The following is a 13602-nucleotide window of genomic DNA, read 5'->3' on the forward strand; positions in this document are numbered from 1 at the left end:
GCATCCTGCGCGCACTCCGGGAAGAGCCCGATCAGAACCAAAAGCATCGCCCGCAAGCGGGCTCCTACACGCACCGCCCGGAGCCGTTACAAAATCAGCCAGGACTCTCCTCGTTCGCCCTGAGCGTAGGCCGCAAGGCTGGAGTCGAAGGATCTTCGCAGCATCACCCTTCGACTCCGCTCGCTGACGCGAGCTACGCTCAGGGAGAACGGAGTTTTGCGGGACCGACAAAGCCACACGCTCTTCCGCTTTCGCAGCGGCGCAGCCGCTGCGCACCGAGTGCGGGCCAGGATGGCCCGCCGCTCTACCGGGGCCCCTGTGCGGCGGTGAGGCGGGGTCGACAGGCCGCGCAGCGGGAGTCGACAGGGATGTCGGCTCCTTTTCGCTCGGACAGGAGTCCGATCGAAAAGCCCGGCCCCGACTCACGGACTTGCCGGGCAGGAGCCCGGCAAGCGCCAAGCGGGGTGGCCTTCTCTTTTGGTTACTTTTCTCTTGGCCACGCAAGAGAAAAGTGACTCGCCCTCCGAAGGAGGACGAAAGCTTTTCGCTCTGCCGTACTTCACCACGCCATACCAAAAGCATCGCGGCTGAAGCCGCTTCCACAAAGGCTGCCGTCACGGGGAGCGTGCTCATGTGTAGAAACTCCCCGCCAGCGTCCCCAGCAGCAGCGTCCATCCATCGACCAGCACGAACAGCATGATCTTGAATGGCAGCGAGATGATCATCGGCGAGACCATCATCATGCCCATCGACATCAGCACGCTGGCCACCACCAGGTCGATGATCAGGAACGGGATGAACAGCAGGAAGCCCATCTGGAACGCGGTCTTCAACTCGCTGGTGAGGAACGCCGGCATGGCCACCTTGAACGGCACGTCGGCCTTGCTGGCATAGGGCTTTTCCTTCGCCAGCCGGGTGAACAGCTGCAGGTCGGCCTCGCGGGTCTGGTCGAGCATGAAGCGCTTGAACGGCGCCGAGGCCGCCGGCAGCGCCTGCTCGGCGGCGATCTGGCCGTCCATATAGGGTTTCACGCCGTCATCGTAGGAGCGCGTCAGCACCGGCGACATCACGAACAGCGTGAGGAACAGCGCCAGCCCCAGCAATACCTGGTTCGGCGGGGTCGACTGCGTGCCCAGCGCCTGGCGCAGGAAGCCGAGCACGATGATGATGCGGGTGAACGAGGTCATCATCAGCGCGATCGCCGGCAGCAGCGTCAGCGCCGTCATCAGCGCCAGCACCTGCAGCGACATCGTCCAGCTCTGGCCACCGCCAGGCACGTTCTGCACGTTCACCAGCGGGATGCCGGGCGGCGGTGCCGCCAGTGCCGCCAGCGGCAACAGCAGCAAGGCCGCGAAGATCCAGCGCCACGTCCTCATGCGCCGTGCTTCCAGCGTGCCAGCAGTTCGCCGAACGCAGGGAGCGGCGCGGCGGCCGGCGGTTCCACCGGTTCGGCCGGCGCGCCGTCGTAGACATGCAGCGTGCGCATGCCGCCCGGCCCCATGCCGATCAGCAGGCGCTTGCCGTCGGCATCCAGCAACAGCAGCCGGTCGCGCGCGCCCACCGCAAACGATTCCACGCAACGGATTCGGCGCCCGGCCACGCCGTGGCGGCGCTGCATGCGCCGGGTCAGCCAGCCGGCCGCCAGGATCAGGCCGATGATGCCGAGCAGGCTCAGCACCACGCGTACCAGTTCGCCGGCGGCGTTGAACTCCGGCGCGGCCGCCGGTGCCGCCGCGAGCATGAGGGCAAGCGTGCCCATCAGCGCAGCTTGCGTACGCGTTCGGCCGGGCTGATCACGTCGGTCAGGCGGATGCCGAACTTCTCGTTGATCACCACCACCTCGCCATGCGCGACCAGGGTGCCGTTGACGAACACGTCCAGCGGCTCGCCGGCGGAGCGGTCCAGTTCCACCACCGACCCTTGGTTGAGCTGCAGCAGGTTGCGGATGCTGATGCGGGTGCGCCCGACTTCCATCGCCAGGGTCACCGGCACATCGAGAATCATGTCGAGGTTGACGTCACCGCCGTCGCCGGCGGCGCCTTGCAACGGATCGAACTGGACACGCTCGCCGGCATCGGCGAAGGTACTATCGGTGGACTGGCTCATGCGGGGGTCTTCTCTCGGGAATGATCGCTGGCCGTGCGCCTTTCGCGCCGGCCAGCCTGGACATGGAAACGTACGGCGTTGCGACCGTTGGACTGGCCGTAGCTGCCGCGAAATACCGGTACGTCCTCGGCGTAGACGGTGGCCAGCTCGGGCAGCTGTACGGGAATCACATCGCCCGGCCGCAGATGCAGGAACTCGCCGAGACTCAGTTGCGCCTCCAGCAGCAGCGAGCTCAGGCCCACCTCCGCATCGAGCACTTCCTCGTGCAGCATCTCGGCCCAGCGGTCGTCGCGATCGACGCGGTCGCTCTGCACGCCGGCGTCGAGCAGGTTGCGGATCGGCTCGACCATCGCGTACGGCAGGGTCAGGTTGATGTCGCCGCCGCCGCCGTCGAGTTCGACGTGGAAGCGCGACACCACCACCGTCTCGGTCGGGCTGACGATGTTGGCGAACTGCGGGTTGATTTCCGAACTCAGATATTCAAACTGCAGGTCGAGCACCGGCGCCCACGCCTCGGACATCGCGCCGAACAGCGCGTCCAGCATGATCTGGATCACGCGGTTCTCGGTCGCGGTGAAATCGCGACCCTCGATGCGCGCGTGGAAGCGGCCATCGCCGCCGAAGAAATTGTCGATCACGGTGAACACCAGGCGCGGCTCGAACAGAACCAGCGCGGTGCCGCGCAGCGGCTTGATGCGCACCAGGTTGAGGTTGCTCGGCACCGCCAACCCATGCACGTACTCGGCAAACTTGACCATCTTCACGCCCAGCACCGAGACCTCGCAGGTCTTGCGCAGCACGCTGAAGATGGCCGTGCGGAAGAAGCGCGCAAACCGGTCGTTGACCATTTCCAGCGTGGGCAGGCGACCGCGCACGATGCGGTCCTGCTGGGTGAAGTCGTAGGAGATCACCGCATCGGCCGGCAGCGGCGCGTCGTTGCCGGTACTGACCGAGCCGCCGGTGACGCCATCGAGCAGCGCGTCGATCTCGTCCTGGGAAAGCAGGTCGCTCATGGCCGTGGCGTCCCCATCACTGCATCACGAAACTGGTGAAGTACAGCGCGTCGATGCCGGGACGGCCGAGCCGCGCCTGGACGACCTTGCGCACCGTGGCAAGCGCCTGCTGCTGCAGCTTCTGGCGGCCGGCGGCGTCGCTGATGATCGAGAAGTTCTGGTTGCTGAAGAGCGCCACCAGACCGTCGCGGAGTACCGGATCGGCGGCCTTGGCCACGTTGATCGCTTCGGGATCGTGCGACATCAGGGTGACCCCCACCTGCAGATAGCGCAGCGAGTCGTTGTCGCGAAAATTCACCACGAAGGCGGGTTCCAGCGGCAGGTACAGTTCGGCCTTGCCGAGATCCGCCGCGGCGGTCTTGCCGGCCGTCCCATGGGCAGCGTGGCGTGACTGCCACAGGTATCCGCCGGTACCCAGTGCGGCCAACACCGCCAGCACACCGATCACCAGCGGCATGCGGCTGCGACGCTGCACCGGAGCGTCCGACACCGCGTCGGGTTGTTCTTCGTCGACCATCGAAACTTCATCCTTCACTGGTGGGCCGGCGCGCCGACTGCGCGCTCAGCTGATGGGAGGCGCGTCTGACTCCGCGCCAAGCTAGTGAATGCAATCCGTGTGCCATCGATGAAAGATGTTGCTGCTGCTGGGTTTCGCGGCGGTCGTCCATGAACCGGGCGGGGCGGGCGGCACTTTCTTGACGCCCGTCGGAGCGGCGTCACGGCGCGGCCGAACGAAACCAGCCATGCGGCTTGCCGCCCGCGATCCGGCCCGTGGCGGAGAGGGCGGACGCGATCTGGCGCGGCGCGACCCGCGCGCCGCGAAGGGTCAGGCAAACGCGTCGAGCAGACCGACCTGAGCCAGCGATGTCGTCAGGTTGACGGCATGGATCTCGCCGGCTTCGTCCACGGCGGCCGTGCCTGCGTCGCCGCTGCGTCCGTGACGGTCGCCGCGATCGTGCTGCCCCACTTCGGCGTGGCCCAGCGAAAGTCCGTGCTGGGCCAGCATGTGATCGAGCTGCGGCAGGCTTTGCTGCACGGCCGCCACGGCAGCGGGATGCTGCGCGCTGAACACCACGTCGACGCGCCCGTGCGTCACGCTGACCTTTACGTCGAGCGAGCCCAGTTCTTCCGGATGCAGCCGGATCCGGGCCTGCTTGATGCCCTGGCCACCGAGCCACGCCACCTGCTGGCCCAGATCCTGGGCGAATGTCTGGCTGCCCACCGGCGATGGCAGCGGCAACCCGGTCGGCGCAGTCGGCGCAGCGGGGGTCGCCGGAGCGGGCAAGGCGCCGGTCGGCGTCGCGTCGGCCAATGAGGCATCCTTGTTCATCCTGGCAATCGGCAGCAGGCTGTCCGAGGTTGCCAGCAAGCCGGCCACCGCGGCAGGCGTCGGGTTGGCGGTCGCCACGGCCGCGCCGGCGGGATCGCCGAGCTGCAGCAACATGGCTGCGCTGGCGTCGGTCGCCACGGTCTTGCCGGCCTGCGCCAGCACGCCGGCAGTCCGGGCCGCCGCCGCAGCGGCAGGCCGCAGCACATTGGCCACCTGCGGTCCGATCAACGCCAGCATGGCGCCGGCCAGCGCCGACGCCGCGTGGTCGTCCGCGTCGACCTTATCGGTCGGCGCCTTCGCATCGGGCGCGCTGGCCTGGGCGGCTTCGGCGGCCGGCGGCGTCGATGGCGCGGTCGTGGACGTGGCCGAAGCCGGTGCCTGAGCGTCGGCGGTCTTCGCCGCATCGGTCTCGCGCTGGCCTGACGGATGCTCTTTCGCACCCGTTTCGCGCGCATTCGGCCCCATCGGCGAGGGCTCGGGATCACGTGGCGCGTGGCGCTGTCGGGCGGCATGCAGCTGATGGTCGAAATGACCCGGCGCAGCCGGTTCCGGCGCGCTGCCGGGGGGCGTGCTGCGCGTTGCCGGCGGCGGCACGGTCGGGGTGGAGGCAATGGCGTGGGCGGTCATGGTGCAATGGCTCCTTCGGGACACGGGCGGGCGGTGGGCAGCGGTGCGCACGCGAGGAATGGATGCGGGTCGTACGGCGGCCACCGGGCCGGGGCGCTCATCGCGGCCGCCGGTATTGCATGCGCTCGTCGGCATCGGCCTGCTCCTGCCGATCCTCGGCGCGGCGCTCATGCTCGCGATGCTGCGCGACGACGCTGTCGAGCGCGCTTTCGCGCGCATGGGTCTGTTTCCAGTGATCCCGCACCAGCGCCAGCTGGCGGTTCTGGCGGGCGATCTCGGCGGTCTGCTGCACGATCGCCTGGTCGATCCGTTCGATGAATGTCTGCCGGTTGAGCAGCGCGGTCACGCTCAGTGCGGCAGCGCCGGTGGCCGCGTATTCCTGTCGATAGCGCCGCAGCTCGCCGAGCTGGTGCTCGGCCTTGGCCAGCAACTGCTGCTGTGTGGCCAGCTTCGCCAGGGCGTCTTCGCTGCGCTGCCTGGCCTGGTCCACCGCCGGCTGCAGTTTGTTGGCGCGCGAACTCATCCGGCTACCTGTCCGGCAAGCAGCGCGAGGTTGGCGACGGCCACTTCGAGCGTCATCGGTTCGTCCACTTCCTGTTGCAGGAACGCGCGCAGTTGCGGCCACATCTCGATCGCCTGATCGACCTGCGGGTCGGAGCCCTTCTGGTACGCGCCCACGGCGATCAGATCGCGCTGCTGGCGGTAGGCGGAATAGACCTGGCGAAACCGTTGCGCCGAGCGCAGATGCTCGCGCGTCACTACCGCCGGCATCACGCGGCTGATCGAGGCCTCGATGTCGATGGCCGGGTAATGGCCTGCCTCGGCCAGATCGCGCGAGAGCACGATATGGCCGTCCAGAATGGCGCGCGCGGCATCGGCGATCGGATCGTGGCGGTAATCGTCACCCTCGGTGAGCACGGTGTAGAACGCCGTGATCGAGCCGCGCCCTTCGGCATCGTTGCCGGCGCGTTCGACCAGCGCCGGCATCATCGCGAAGACCGATGGCGGGTAACCCTTGGTCGCCGGCGGCTCGCCGATCGCCAGCGCGATCTCGCGCTGCGCCTGGGCGTAGCGGGTCAGCGAATCCATCAGCAGCAATACGCGCATGCCGCGATCGCGGAACCATTCGGCGATCGCGGTGGCGTACTGCGCGCCGCGCAGTCGTTTCAGCGGCGGCGCATCGGCCGGGGCGGCGACGATCACCGCGCGCCGGCGGCCCTCCTCGCCCAGCGTCTGCTCGACAAATTCCTTCACTTCGCGGCCGCGCTCGCCGATCAGCCCGACCACCACCACGTCGGCGTTGGTGTAGCGCGTCATCATGCCGAGCAAGGTCGACTTGCCCACGCCGGAACCGGCGAACAGGCCCAGTCGCTGGCCGCGCCCCACGGTAAGCAATGCGTTGATCGCGCGCACGCCGACGTCCAGCGGCGCGTCGATCGGCTTGCGCGCCATCGGGTTGATCGGCTCGCGCTTGAGCGCGGCATGCTCGTCCGAATCCAGCGGGCCGAGGCCGTCCAGCGGCACGCCATCGGCACCGATCACCCGGCCAAGCAATTGCCGGCCGACAGGCAGTCCGCCGCCCTGCGCGCATGGGCGAACCCGCGCATTCGGCAGCACACCGTGCATGTCGCCCACCGGCATCAGCAGCAGGCGCTCGTCGGCAAAGCCGACCACCTCGGTTTCCAGCTTGGCGCCGTCAGCCGTATCGACCAGGCAACGCGCACCCAGTGCAGCCTCGCAGCCTTCCGCTTCGAGGGTGAGGCCGACCACACGGCGCAGGCTGCCTTCCACGGTCAGCGTGTGCGCCAGTTCGGCCCGCACACGCCCCCGCGCGATCTGCTGCTGCCAGCGCGCAAGCCGTGCGACGTCGGTGACGTCCACGCTCACGCATCGGCTCCTGCGGGCTCCGCACCCTCGCCCAGCACGGCATCGATGATCGCCGCCAGGCGGGTTTCCACCCGCGCGTCGAGCCGCGAGCGTGCGCTTTCCAGCTGGCAGTCGCCGCGCGCCAGTGCGGGGTCGGCCAACAGCTGCCAGTGGCTTTCCGCCGCGCCGAGCTCCTGCAGCAGCGCCAGGTCATCGGGGTGCACGTGCACGCGCAACTCGCGGGTAGCGGCGGGCAGCGCACCGGCCGCCTGGCGCACGGCCCTGGCGATCAGTTCGGGCGCCAGCTTCAGCTCGCTGGCGATCACCCGGCTGGCCACGATGGTCGCCAGCCGGGCCAGTTCCTGCCCGGTCTGTTCGTCGAGTATCTGCAGCGGCCGCGCGGCGGCTTCGTACAACGCATCGAGCTGCGCCATGCGCTCGCGCAACTGCTGTTGCGCCACCGCCTTGCCCTCGGCGCGGCCGGCGGCATAACCCTCTTCACGTGCCTGTTCTTCGAGCGCCGCCAGTTCGTGCACGGTCGGCTGCGGCGAGGTAGTATTGGCCGCCTTCGCCGCCGTCGGCTGGGTACCCACGTTGGGCAGTTCCCAGCGCTGGAAATCCTGTGCCATGTGGATCGCGGTGGCCATCAGACGAATTCATCCCCGCCGGCGGCGAGGCTGAGCTGGCCGGCATCGGAGAGTTTGCGGGCGATCCCCAGCACCTCCTTCTGCGCGGCGTCGACCTCGCTCAGGCGCACCGGCCCCTTCACTTCCAGGTCGTCGCGCATCATGTCGGCGGCGCGCTTGGACATGTTGGCGAAGATCTTTTCGCGCACCTCTGGCTCGGCGCCCTTCAAGGCGGTGATCAGGGTGCCCGAGGGCACCTCGCGAAGCAGCGTCTGCATGCCGCGGTCGTCCAGCTCGGCCAGGTCCTCGAACACGAACATCAAATCCTCGATGCGTCCGCCCAGGGCGTCGTCGTGGCTGCGGATGGCGGTCATCAGTTCCGCCTCGCGGCTGCCTTCCATCGCGTTGAGGATGTCGGCCGCCGCCTTGAGTCCGCCGACGTTGGCGGACTTGAGCTTCTTGTTGTTGCCGGAAAACTGGCGCTCCATGATCTCGTCCAGTTCGTTCAGCGCATGCGGCTGCACGCCGTCCAGCGTGGCGATGCGCATCACCGCATCGGAACGCACGCGCAGCGGCAGGTAGCCGATCACCTCGGCCGCCTGGTCCGGCTCGAGGTGCGCCAGCACCAGCGCGATGATCTGCGGATGTTCCTGGTTGATCATCTCGGCGATGGCACGGCTCTCCATCCACTTCAGCGATTCGAGGCCCTTGCTGCTGCGGCCGAGCAGGATGCGGTCGATCAGGCCGCCTGCCTTGTTCTCGCCCAGCGCGTTGACCAGGATCTTGCGGATGTATTCCTCGGTACCCACGCCCAGCGAGGTTTGCCGGCCCATGTCTTCGTTGAGCTTGTCCAGCGCGTGTTCGACGTGCTCGCGCGACACGCTGGAAAGCGCCGCCATCGCGGTGCCGACCGCCTGCACGTCGCGCGCACTGAGGTGCTTGAGCACCTCGGCGGCATCCTGCTCGCCCAGCGTCAGCAGCAGGATGGCTGCGCGCTGCGCGCCATTGATGGGCGCATCGGAACGATTAATTGCCATCTTCACTCACCCAGTTCTTCACGACCTGCGCCACCTGTTTGGAGTTCTCGCCGACCATCCGTCGCGCCTGCCCGATGCGTTGCTCGTAGGCCAGCGCCGGCATGGCCGAGAGCCGCGCCGGTTCATTGGCCGCCGGTTCGTCGTCGACGCGCACCGAGATCTTGGGCATCGGCGCCGGCAAGGCGCGCGAGGCGGTCTCGCCGCGCGCCAGCCCTTTCAGCAACGGACGCAGCAGGCCGAACGCCACCAGTAGCGCGATCAGCACGCCCAGTCCCTGCTTGATCAGATCCATCGCGCCCGGACGCTCCCACAGCGGCGTTTCGGGCAGCGCATCGGGCACCGGGCCGTGGTGGAATGCCTGGTTGACCACGCTGACGCTGTCACCGCGGGTGGCGCTGAAGCCGACCGCGTTCTTGGTCAGCTCGGTGAGGCGCTGCAGTTCCTGCGCGGTGAAGGGCACGCTCTTGGTCGGGGCGGATGAACTGCTGGCCGGGTCCGCCGCGGGGTTGACCAGCTTGTCGTCCAGCACGACCGCCACGGTGAGACGGGCCAGCCGCCCGGCCGGGTCGCTGACGTGGCTGATGGTGCGGTCAAGTTCGTAGTTGCGTGTGGCGCTGCTGGAGCTGTCGCCCGTGGAGGCCGTTGCGGTGGTGGTCGAGCCGGTCGTTGCCGTCGCCGTTTTTCCCGCATCCGGCTTGGCCGCGGTGGGCTGCGCCACCAGGGTCGGCGGCTGGTTGCTCAGCGCCCCCGGTACGCCGCCTGCGGCCGCGGCGCCACCGCGCTGCTCGCTGCTGGTCTGCTCGCTGCGCAACGACGGATGATCGTGGCCGAAGGTTTCGGTGGCTTTTTCACTCTGGCTGAAATCCAGATCCGCATAGACCTGCGCGCGCACCCGGCCCGGACCGACCAGCGGCGTCAGCAGCTCCTCGATGCGCTGGGCGTAGGTGTTCTCGATGCGCGTGGCCATGCGCAGGCGGTTGTCGCCGACCGCGCCGGGACTGTCCGGATCCGTGGTCAGCAACTGGCCTTGCTGATCGATCACAGAGACCTGGCTCGCGTCCAGGTCCGGCACGCTGGCCGCCACCAGATGCACGATCGCCGCCACCTGGCCCGCATCGAGCTGGCGGCCCGGGTACAGCGTGACCAGCACCGAGGCGCTGGCGGCGCGATTGTCGCGAATGAAGGCCGAGGGCTTGGGCAAGGCCAGATGCACGCGCGCGGCGCGCACCGACTGCAGGCCGCCGATGGTGGCGCCCAGATCGGTCTCCAGCAGTTGCTGATAGCGGGTGCGCTCGGCCAGGTCGCTCATGCCGAACGGGGAATCGGTGGCCGGCAGCGCGCTGCTGGCGGCGCTGCCCTGCGGCAGCCCCTTGCTGGCCAGCTTGAGCCGCAGCGCCGCCAGATCGGCGGCCGGCGCCATGATCGAGGAGCCGTCGTTGCTCAGCTGGTAAGGCGTGTTGGTCGCCTGCAGTTCCTGCGTGATCGCCGATGCGTCCTTTTGTTCCAGCCCCGCGTACAGCAAGCCGTAGTTCGGCCCGCGCGACCACAGCACCACCGCCACGCCCAGGGCCACCGCCGCGGCGACCGCCACCAGCAGCACCAGCTGGCGCGTCGCCGGATTGCGCGCGATCTGCTTGAAGGGGTCCAGGCGCGAACCGTTGTTGCCGGTCGTCGCGATGGCGTTGTCGGCCATGGTGCTGCTCGTTTGCTAAGGGCGGAGTCGAGGTCGACGCGAACGCGTCAGACCGGCATGTTCATGATGTCCTTGTACGCATCGACCAGCTTGTTGCGCACCTCGACCATGGTGCGCAGCGAGAGATCCGCCTTCTGCACCGCGATCATCGTGCGGCCAAGGTCCGCGCCGGGGTCGCCGCGTTCGAAACTCGCCGCCATGTTGCCCGCCTCCATCTGGCTGCGGCCCACCGCGGAAATGGATTGCTTGAGCAAGGCGGAGAAGTCGGGCTGCGCGCTGACCGGCGCTGCCTTGAACGCCGTTTCCGGCGGCCGCACCTGCGCCGTCATCTGGCGCATCTGGGACAGCAGGTTGTTGACGTCGATGGTGCTCATGTCGGTTGACTCATGACGAATGCCTCATGACGGAATCCCGGCGCGTGTCGGGTTTACAGGGGTAAAAGCACGAGCCGTGCCATGGGTATGGAGCAGAAGGCGCGCTGCGGGAGAGACCCTCCGAAGATGTGCGGCACGCCGCTCGCCATCCCGCATTGCCCATCTGCGAACTAGGCCGCCAGACTGTTCTGCAAGCCGTACTTGCGCAGCTTTTCCACCAGCGTGGTGCGCTGCATGTGCAGCAGGCGCGCAGCATGCGCCACCACGCCGCCGGTGGCGTCGAGCGCCTGGCGGATCAGGCCCACCTCGATGTCGGCCAGGTGATCCTTCAGGTCGAGTCCCTGCTCGGGGAGCATGCGCAGCGATTCGGCCACGGGGTGCAACACGCCCTCACCCACATGCAGTTCATCGCCCATCAGCGCCAGCAGTGCCGCGCCATGGACTTCGTCCCCGGCGTGCTGGCCACGATATTTTTCCGGCAGGTCGCTGCTGCGGACTTCGCCATGCGGGAACAGGATCGCCATGCGCTCGACCAGGTTGGAAAGCTCGCGCACATTGCCCGGCCACGCATGCGCCCGCAGCGACTGCATCGCGCCGGCGCTGAAGCGCACCACGCCCAGGCCGCGACGGGCCAGCCGCTGGTTGAATTCGGTGATCAGCGGCGGCAGGTCTTCCAGCCGCTCGCGCAGCGAGGGCAGTTCCAGCGGGAATACGCTGAGGCGGTAGAACAGGTCTTCGCGAAACTGGTCGTGAGCGATCGACTGCTCCAGGTTGCGGTGCGTAGCCGCGATGATGCGGACGTCGCAGCGCTGGGTCTTGTTGCCGCCGACCCGCTCGTAGGCGCGCTCCTGCAGCACGCGCAGCAGCTTCACCTGCATCGGCAGGCTCATGTCGCCGATCTCGTCGAGAAACAGGGTGCCACCCTCGGCCATTTCGAAGCGGCCCTTGCGCGACGTGATCGCGCCGGTGAAAGCACCCTTCTCGTGACCAAACAGCTCGCTCTCCAGCAGCTCGGCCGGTATCGCGCCGCAATTGATGGCGACGAACGGCTTGTCGCGGCGCGGCGAACTTTCATGGATCGCGCGCGCCACCATCTCCTTGCCGGTGCCCGACTCGCCCAGCACCAGCACGCTGGAATCGAACGGAGCGACCTGGCGGATCAGCGCGTTGACGCGAACCATCGGCGCGGAGTTGCCGACGAAGCGCAAGCCGCTGGACTGGCCGCCAAGCAGGCGTGCATAGATGTTGCGCATGGCTTCGGCCATTTTTTCGTAGCGCAGCGGAAAGGCCAGCGTGGCGATGCGCGTGGCGAACGGCGAGGTCGGCGCGCTGAAGCGCCCGGCCCACGGAGAATCTTCGGCCAGCAGCACCGGGATGTGGGCGGCGGTTGCGCCGAGCAGGGAGAACTGGCGCTCGGCTTCGACCGGGTCGTCGATGCCGCCGATGTACACGGCACGCCAGGCATGGCTGGCATCGTCGGCCCCGCTGCAGGCGGCACCATGTTGCGGCCGGTAACCCAGGAAATGCAGCGCCGAGAGCACGGAGTGCACACGCGTCTCGTCGGACTCGATCACCAGGAAGTCGAACTTTTGCATCGGTTTCTCCGTATTGCACGTATGGCAAATCCCATGCTTCCGGCGGGATCACCTTTCATCGATGCCGACTTTCCGTCGCCGGCCTGATGAACCATGAGCAATAAGAGGGCCAGTTTTCCTGAACTTCGCGACGGCAAAACGTCACATGCCGGAAAGCGCCCGTCGCGATGGCCGCCGAGCAGACGTGGCGGTTTGCTGTAACCGCATGAAACATTGAGGGATTGGACGGAGCCGGTGGTGTGACTGAGCGCGGGCGCCATACGTGACGCCTGTCAAAAGAACTTCACGGCAATGCGTGGTTATGCGAACTGCATCACAGAGCAAATGTCGACTCGATTCGCACCGATTCACAGCTCAATCAGACAGCTGGCGCGCCTCTGCCACTTTGCGTCGGTGATGGCGAAATATCAGCCGTTCAATTGCGTCACCCAGCACATCGCCCAGCGACGTGAACATCACGAATACTCGACCATCGTCGAATCGACATTCCGTTTTCGCCGGCAGTTCCAGCGGCAGACTGCGGCACAGGTCGAAGCGCAGACGCAGCAGCATCGCGTCGCCGACGGGCGCCAGATCGCGCGGCAGCAACGCGCCGATCGCGTTGAAGCGCACGGTCCGGCGCGGCGGCAATGTGCTGGCGGGCACCAGCAACTGGTTGACGATGTCCACCAATGCAGTGAGCTTGGCGTCCATCCGCAGCATCTCCTGCATCAAGGGGCTGTCGTCCTCGGCCAGGTCGGCGCGGCGCTCCTCCAGCGCGGCAATCGCCGCCAGCGTGTTCGCATTGCGTTCGGCCAGCCACAGCAACTGTTCCGGCGGCGGTGGCCAGGCGAGCGGCTCGCCATCGGCATGCAGGCTTTCCTCGACGCTCAGGCGCTGCTCGAACTCATCCCACCGACTGGTACTCATCGTGCAACTCCACGGTGTCCGCTGAAGAACCGGAACCCGCCAGACTGGGGAGTTTCCGAGGCGATGCAGGGCGGCGTGCGGGTGGGACCGCAACTTGCGACGGCTCCCACCGGCAGCTCAGATCGGGATCAGGACTGTCCGTAGGCGGCAATCGCCTGTGCCCGCCCGTTCTCACGTTGCCATTGCCGGGCGGCGTCATCACGTGCCTGGCCCACCAGCGCCTGCAGTTCACGATCGTACGCCAGAACCTCGCCGAGCTGGGCGTGGCTGGCCGCATCCGCCGGATGCTGGCGATGCAGCAGCGGCTCACGCGTGGCTTCCAGGGCAGACAGCTGCTGCCAGTCCCCGGCCTGCGCGGCGGCGAGCATCGTGCGGGTGATGGCGAGTGCCTGCAGCAGCGGGGCTTCTGGCGGCGACAGCGTCATC

General features: G+C 67.7%; 15 protein-coding genes. All 15 read right to left on the reverse strand.

Going from position 1 to position 13602, the window contains the following annotated elements; genetic code table 11:
- Positions 1–629: 629 nt before the first annotated feature.
- Positions 630–1376: a flagellar type III secretion system pore protein FliP gene (gene fliP / locus ACFPME_RS09500; RefSeq protein ID WP_377304546.1), complete on the reverse strand. Its 747-nt coding sequence runs from the start codon at positions 1374–1376 to the stop codon at positions 630–632.
- Entirely contained in the window at positions 1373–1759 is a 387-nt protein-coding gene (locus tag ACFPME_RS09505; RefSeq protein WP_377304548.1) for a FliO/MopB family protein, read from the reverse strand. Before ACFPME_RS09505 ends, fliP begins: the two co-directional genes overlap by 4 nt.
- Entirely contained in the window at positions 1759–2106 is a 348-nt protein-coding gene (gene fliN / locus ACFPME_RS09510; protein ID WP_377304550.1) for a flagellar motor switch protein FliN, read from the reverse strand. Before fliN ends, ACFPME_RS09505 begins: the two co-directional genes overlap by 1 nt.
- Positions 2103–3119: a flagellar motor switch protein FliM gene (gene fliM / locus ACFPME_RS09515; protein WP_377304553.1), complete on the reverse strand. Its 1017-nt coding sequence runs from the start codon at positions 3117–3119 to the stop codon at positions 2103–2105. Before fliM ends, fliN begins: the two co-directional genes overlap by 4 nt.
- 16 nt (positions 3120–3135) lie before the next feature.
- Complete coding sequence (locus tag ACFPME_RS09520) at positions 3136–3636, reverse strand: flagellar basal body-associated FliL family protein (RefSeq protein ID WP_377304555.1); 501 nt, start codon at positions 3634–3636, stop codon at positions 3136–3138.
- Between the two features lie 309 nt (positions 3637–3945).
- Positions 3946–5076, reverse strand: coding sequence for a flagellar hook-length control protein FliK (locus tag ACFPME_RS09525; RefSeq protein WP_377304557.1), 1131 nt, complete (start codon positions 5074–5076; stop codon positions 3946–3948).
- A 97-nt stretch (positions 5077–5173) separates the two neighbouring features.
- Positions 5174–5599, reverse strand: a complete 426-nt coding sequence (gene fliJ / locus ACFPME_RS09530) for a flagellar export protein FliJ (RefSeq protein ID WP_377304559.1) — start codon at positions 5597–5599, stop codon at positions 5174–5176.
- The gene (gene fliI, locus ACFPME_RS09535) at positions 5596–6963 is read right to left on the reverse strand and encodes a flagellar protein export ATPase FliI (RefSeq protein ID WP_377304562.1); all 1368 of its coding nucleotides are present in this window, start codon (positions 6961–6963) and stop codon (positions 5596–5598) included. The genes fliJ and fliI overlap by 4 nt, the downstream gene beginning before the upstream one ends.
- Positions 6960–7589, reverse strand: a complete 630-nt coding sequence (locus ACFPME_RS09540) for a FliH/SctL family protein (protein WP_377304564.1) — start codon at positions 7587–7589, stop codon at positions 6960–6962. The genes fliI and ACFPME_RS09540 overlap by 4 nt, the downstream gene beginning before the upstream one ends.
- Entirely contained in the window at positions 7589–8578 is a 990-nt protein-coding gene (gene fliG / locus ACFPME_RS09545) for a flagellar motor switch protein FliG (RefSeq protein ID WP_377305405.1), read from the reverse strand. Before fliG ends, ACFPME_RS09540 begins: the two co-directional genes overlap by 1 nt.
- Before the next feature lie 16 nt (positions 8579–8594).
- Complete coding sequence (gene fliF / locus ACFPME_RS09550) at positions 8595–10298, reverse strand: flagellar basal-body MS-ring/collar protein FliF (RefSeq protein WP_377304566.1); 1704 nt, start codon at positions 10296–10298, stop codon at positions 8595–8597.
- Between the two features lie 47 nt (positions 10299–10345).
- On the reverse strand, positions 10346–10672 hold the full coding sequence (fliE, locus tag ACFPME_RS09555; RefSeq protein WP_377304568.1) for a flagellar hook-basal body complex protein FliE: 327 nt from the start codon (positions 10670–10672) through the stop codon (positions 10346–10348).
- 170 nt (positions 10673–10842) lie between these two features.
- The gene (locus ACFPME_RS09560) at positions 10843–12267 is read right to left on the reverse strand and encodes a sigma-54 dependent transcriptional regulator (RefSeq protein ID WP_377304570.1); all 1425 of its coding nucleotides are present in this window, start codon (positions 12265–12267) and stop codon (positions 10843–10845) included.
- A 354-nt stretch (positions 12268–12621) separates the two neighbouring features.
- A complete protein-coding gene (locus ACFPME_RS09565; protein ID WP_377304572.1) occupies positions 12622–13176 on the reverse strand; it encodes a PilZ domain-containing protein in 555 nt (184 codons plus the stop codon).
- Positions 13177–13304: 128 nt separating this feature from the next.
- Complete coding sequence (gene fliT, locus ACFPME_RS09570) at positions 13305–13601, reverse strand: flagellar protein FliT (protein WP_377304574.1); 297 nt, start codon at positions 13599–13601, stop codon at positions 13305–13307.
- Position 13602 lies beyond the last annotated feature (1 nt).

Origin of the sequence: Rhodanobacter umsongensis (assembly GCF_042654965.1) — a bacterium.
GTDB classification, from domain to species: Bacteria; Pseudomonadota; Gammaproteobacteria; order Xanthomonadales; family Rhodanobacteraceae; genus Rhodanobacter; species Rhodanobacter umsongensis.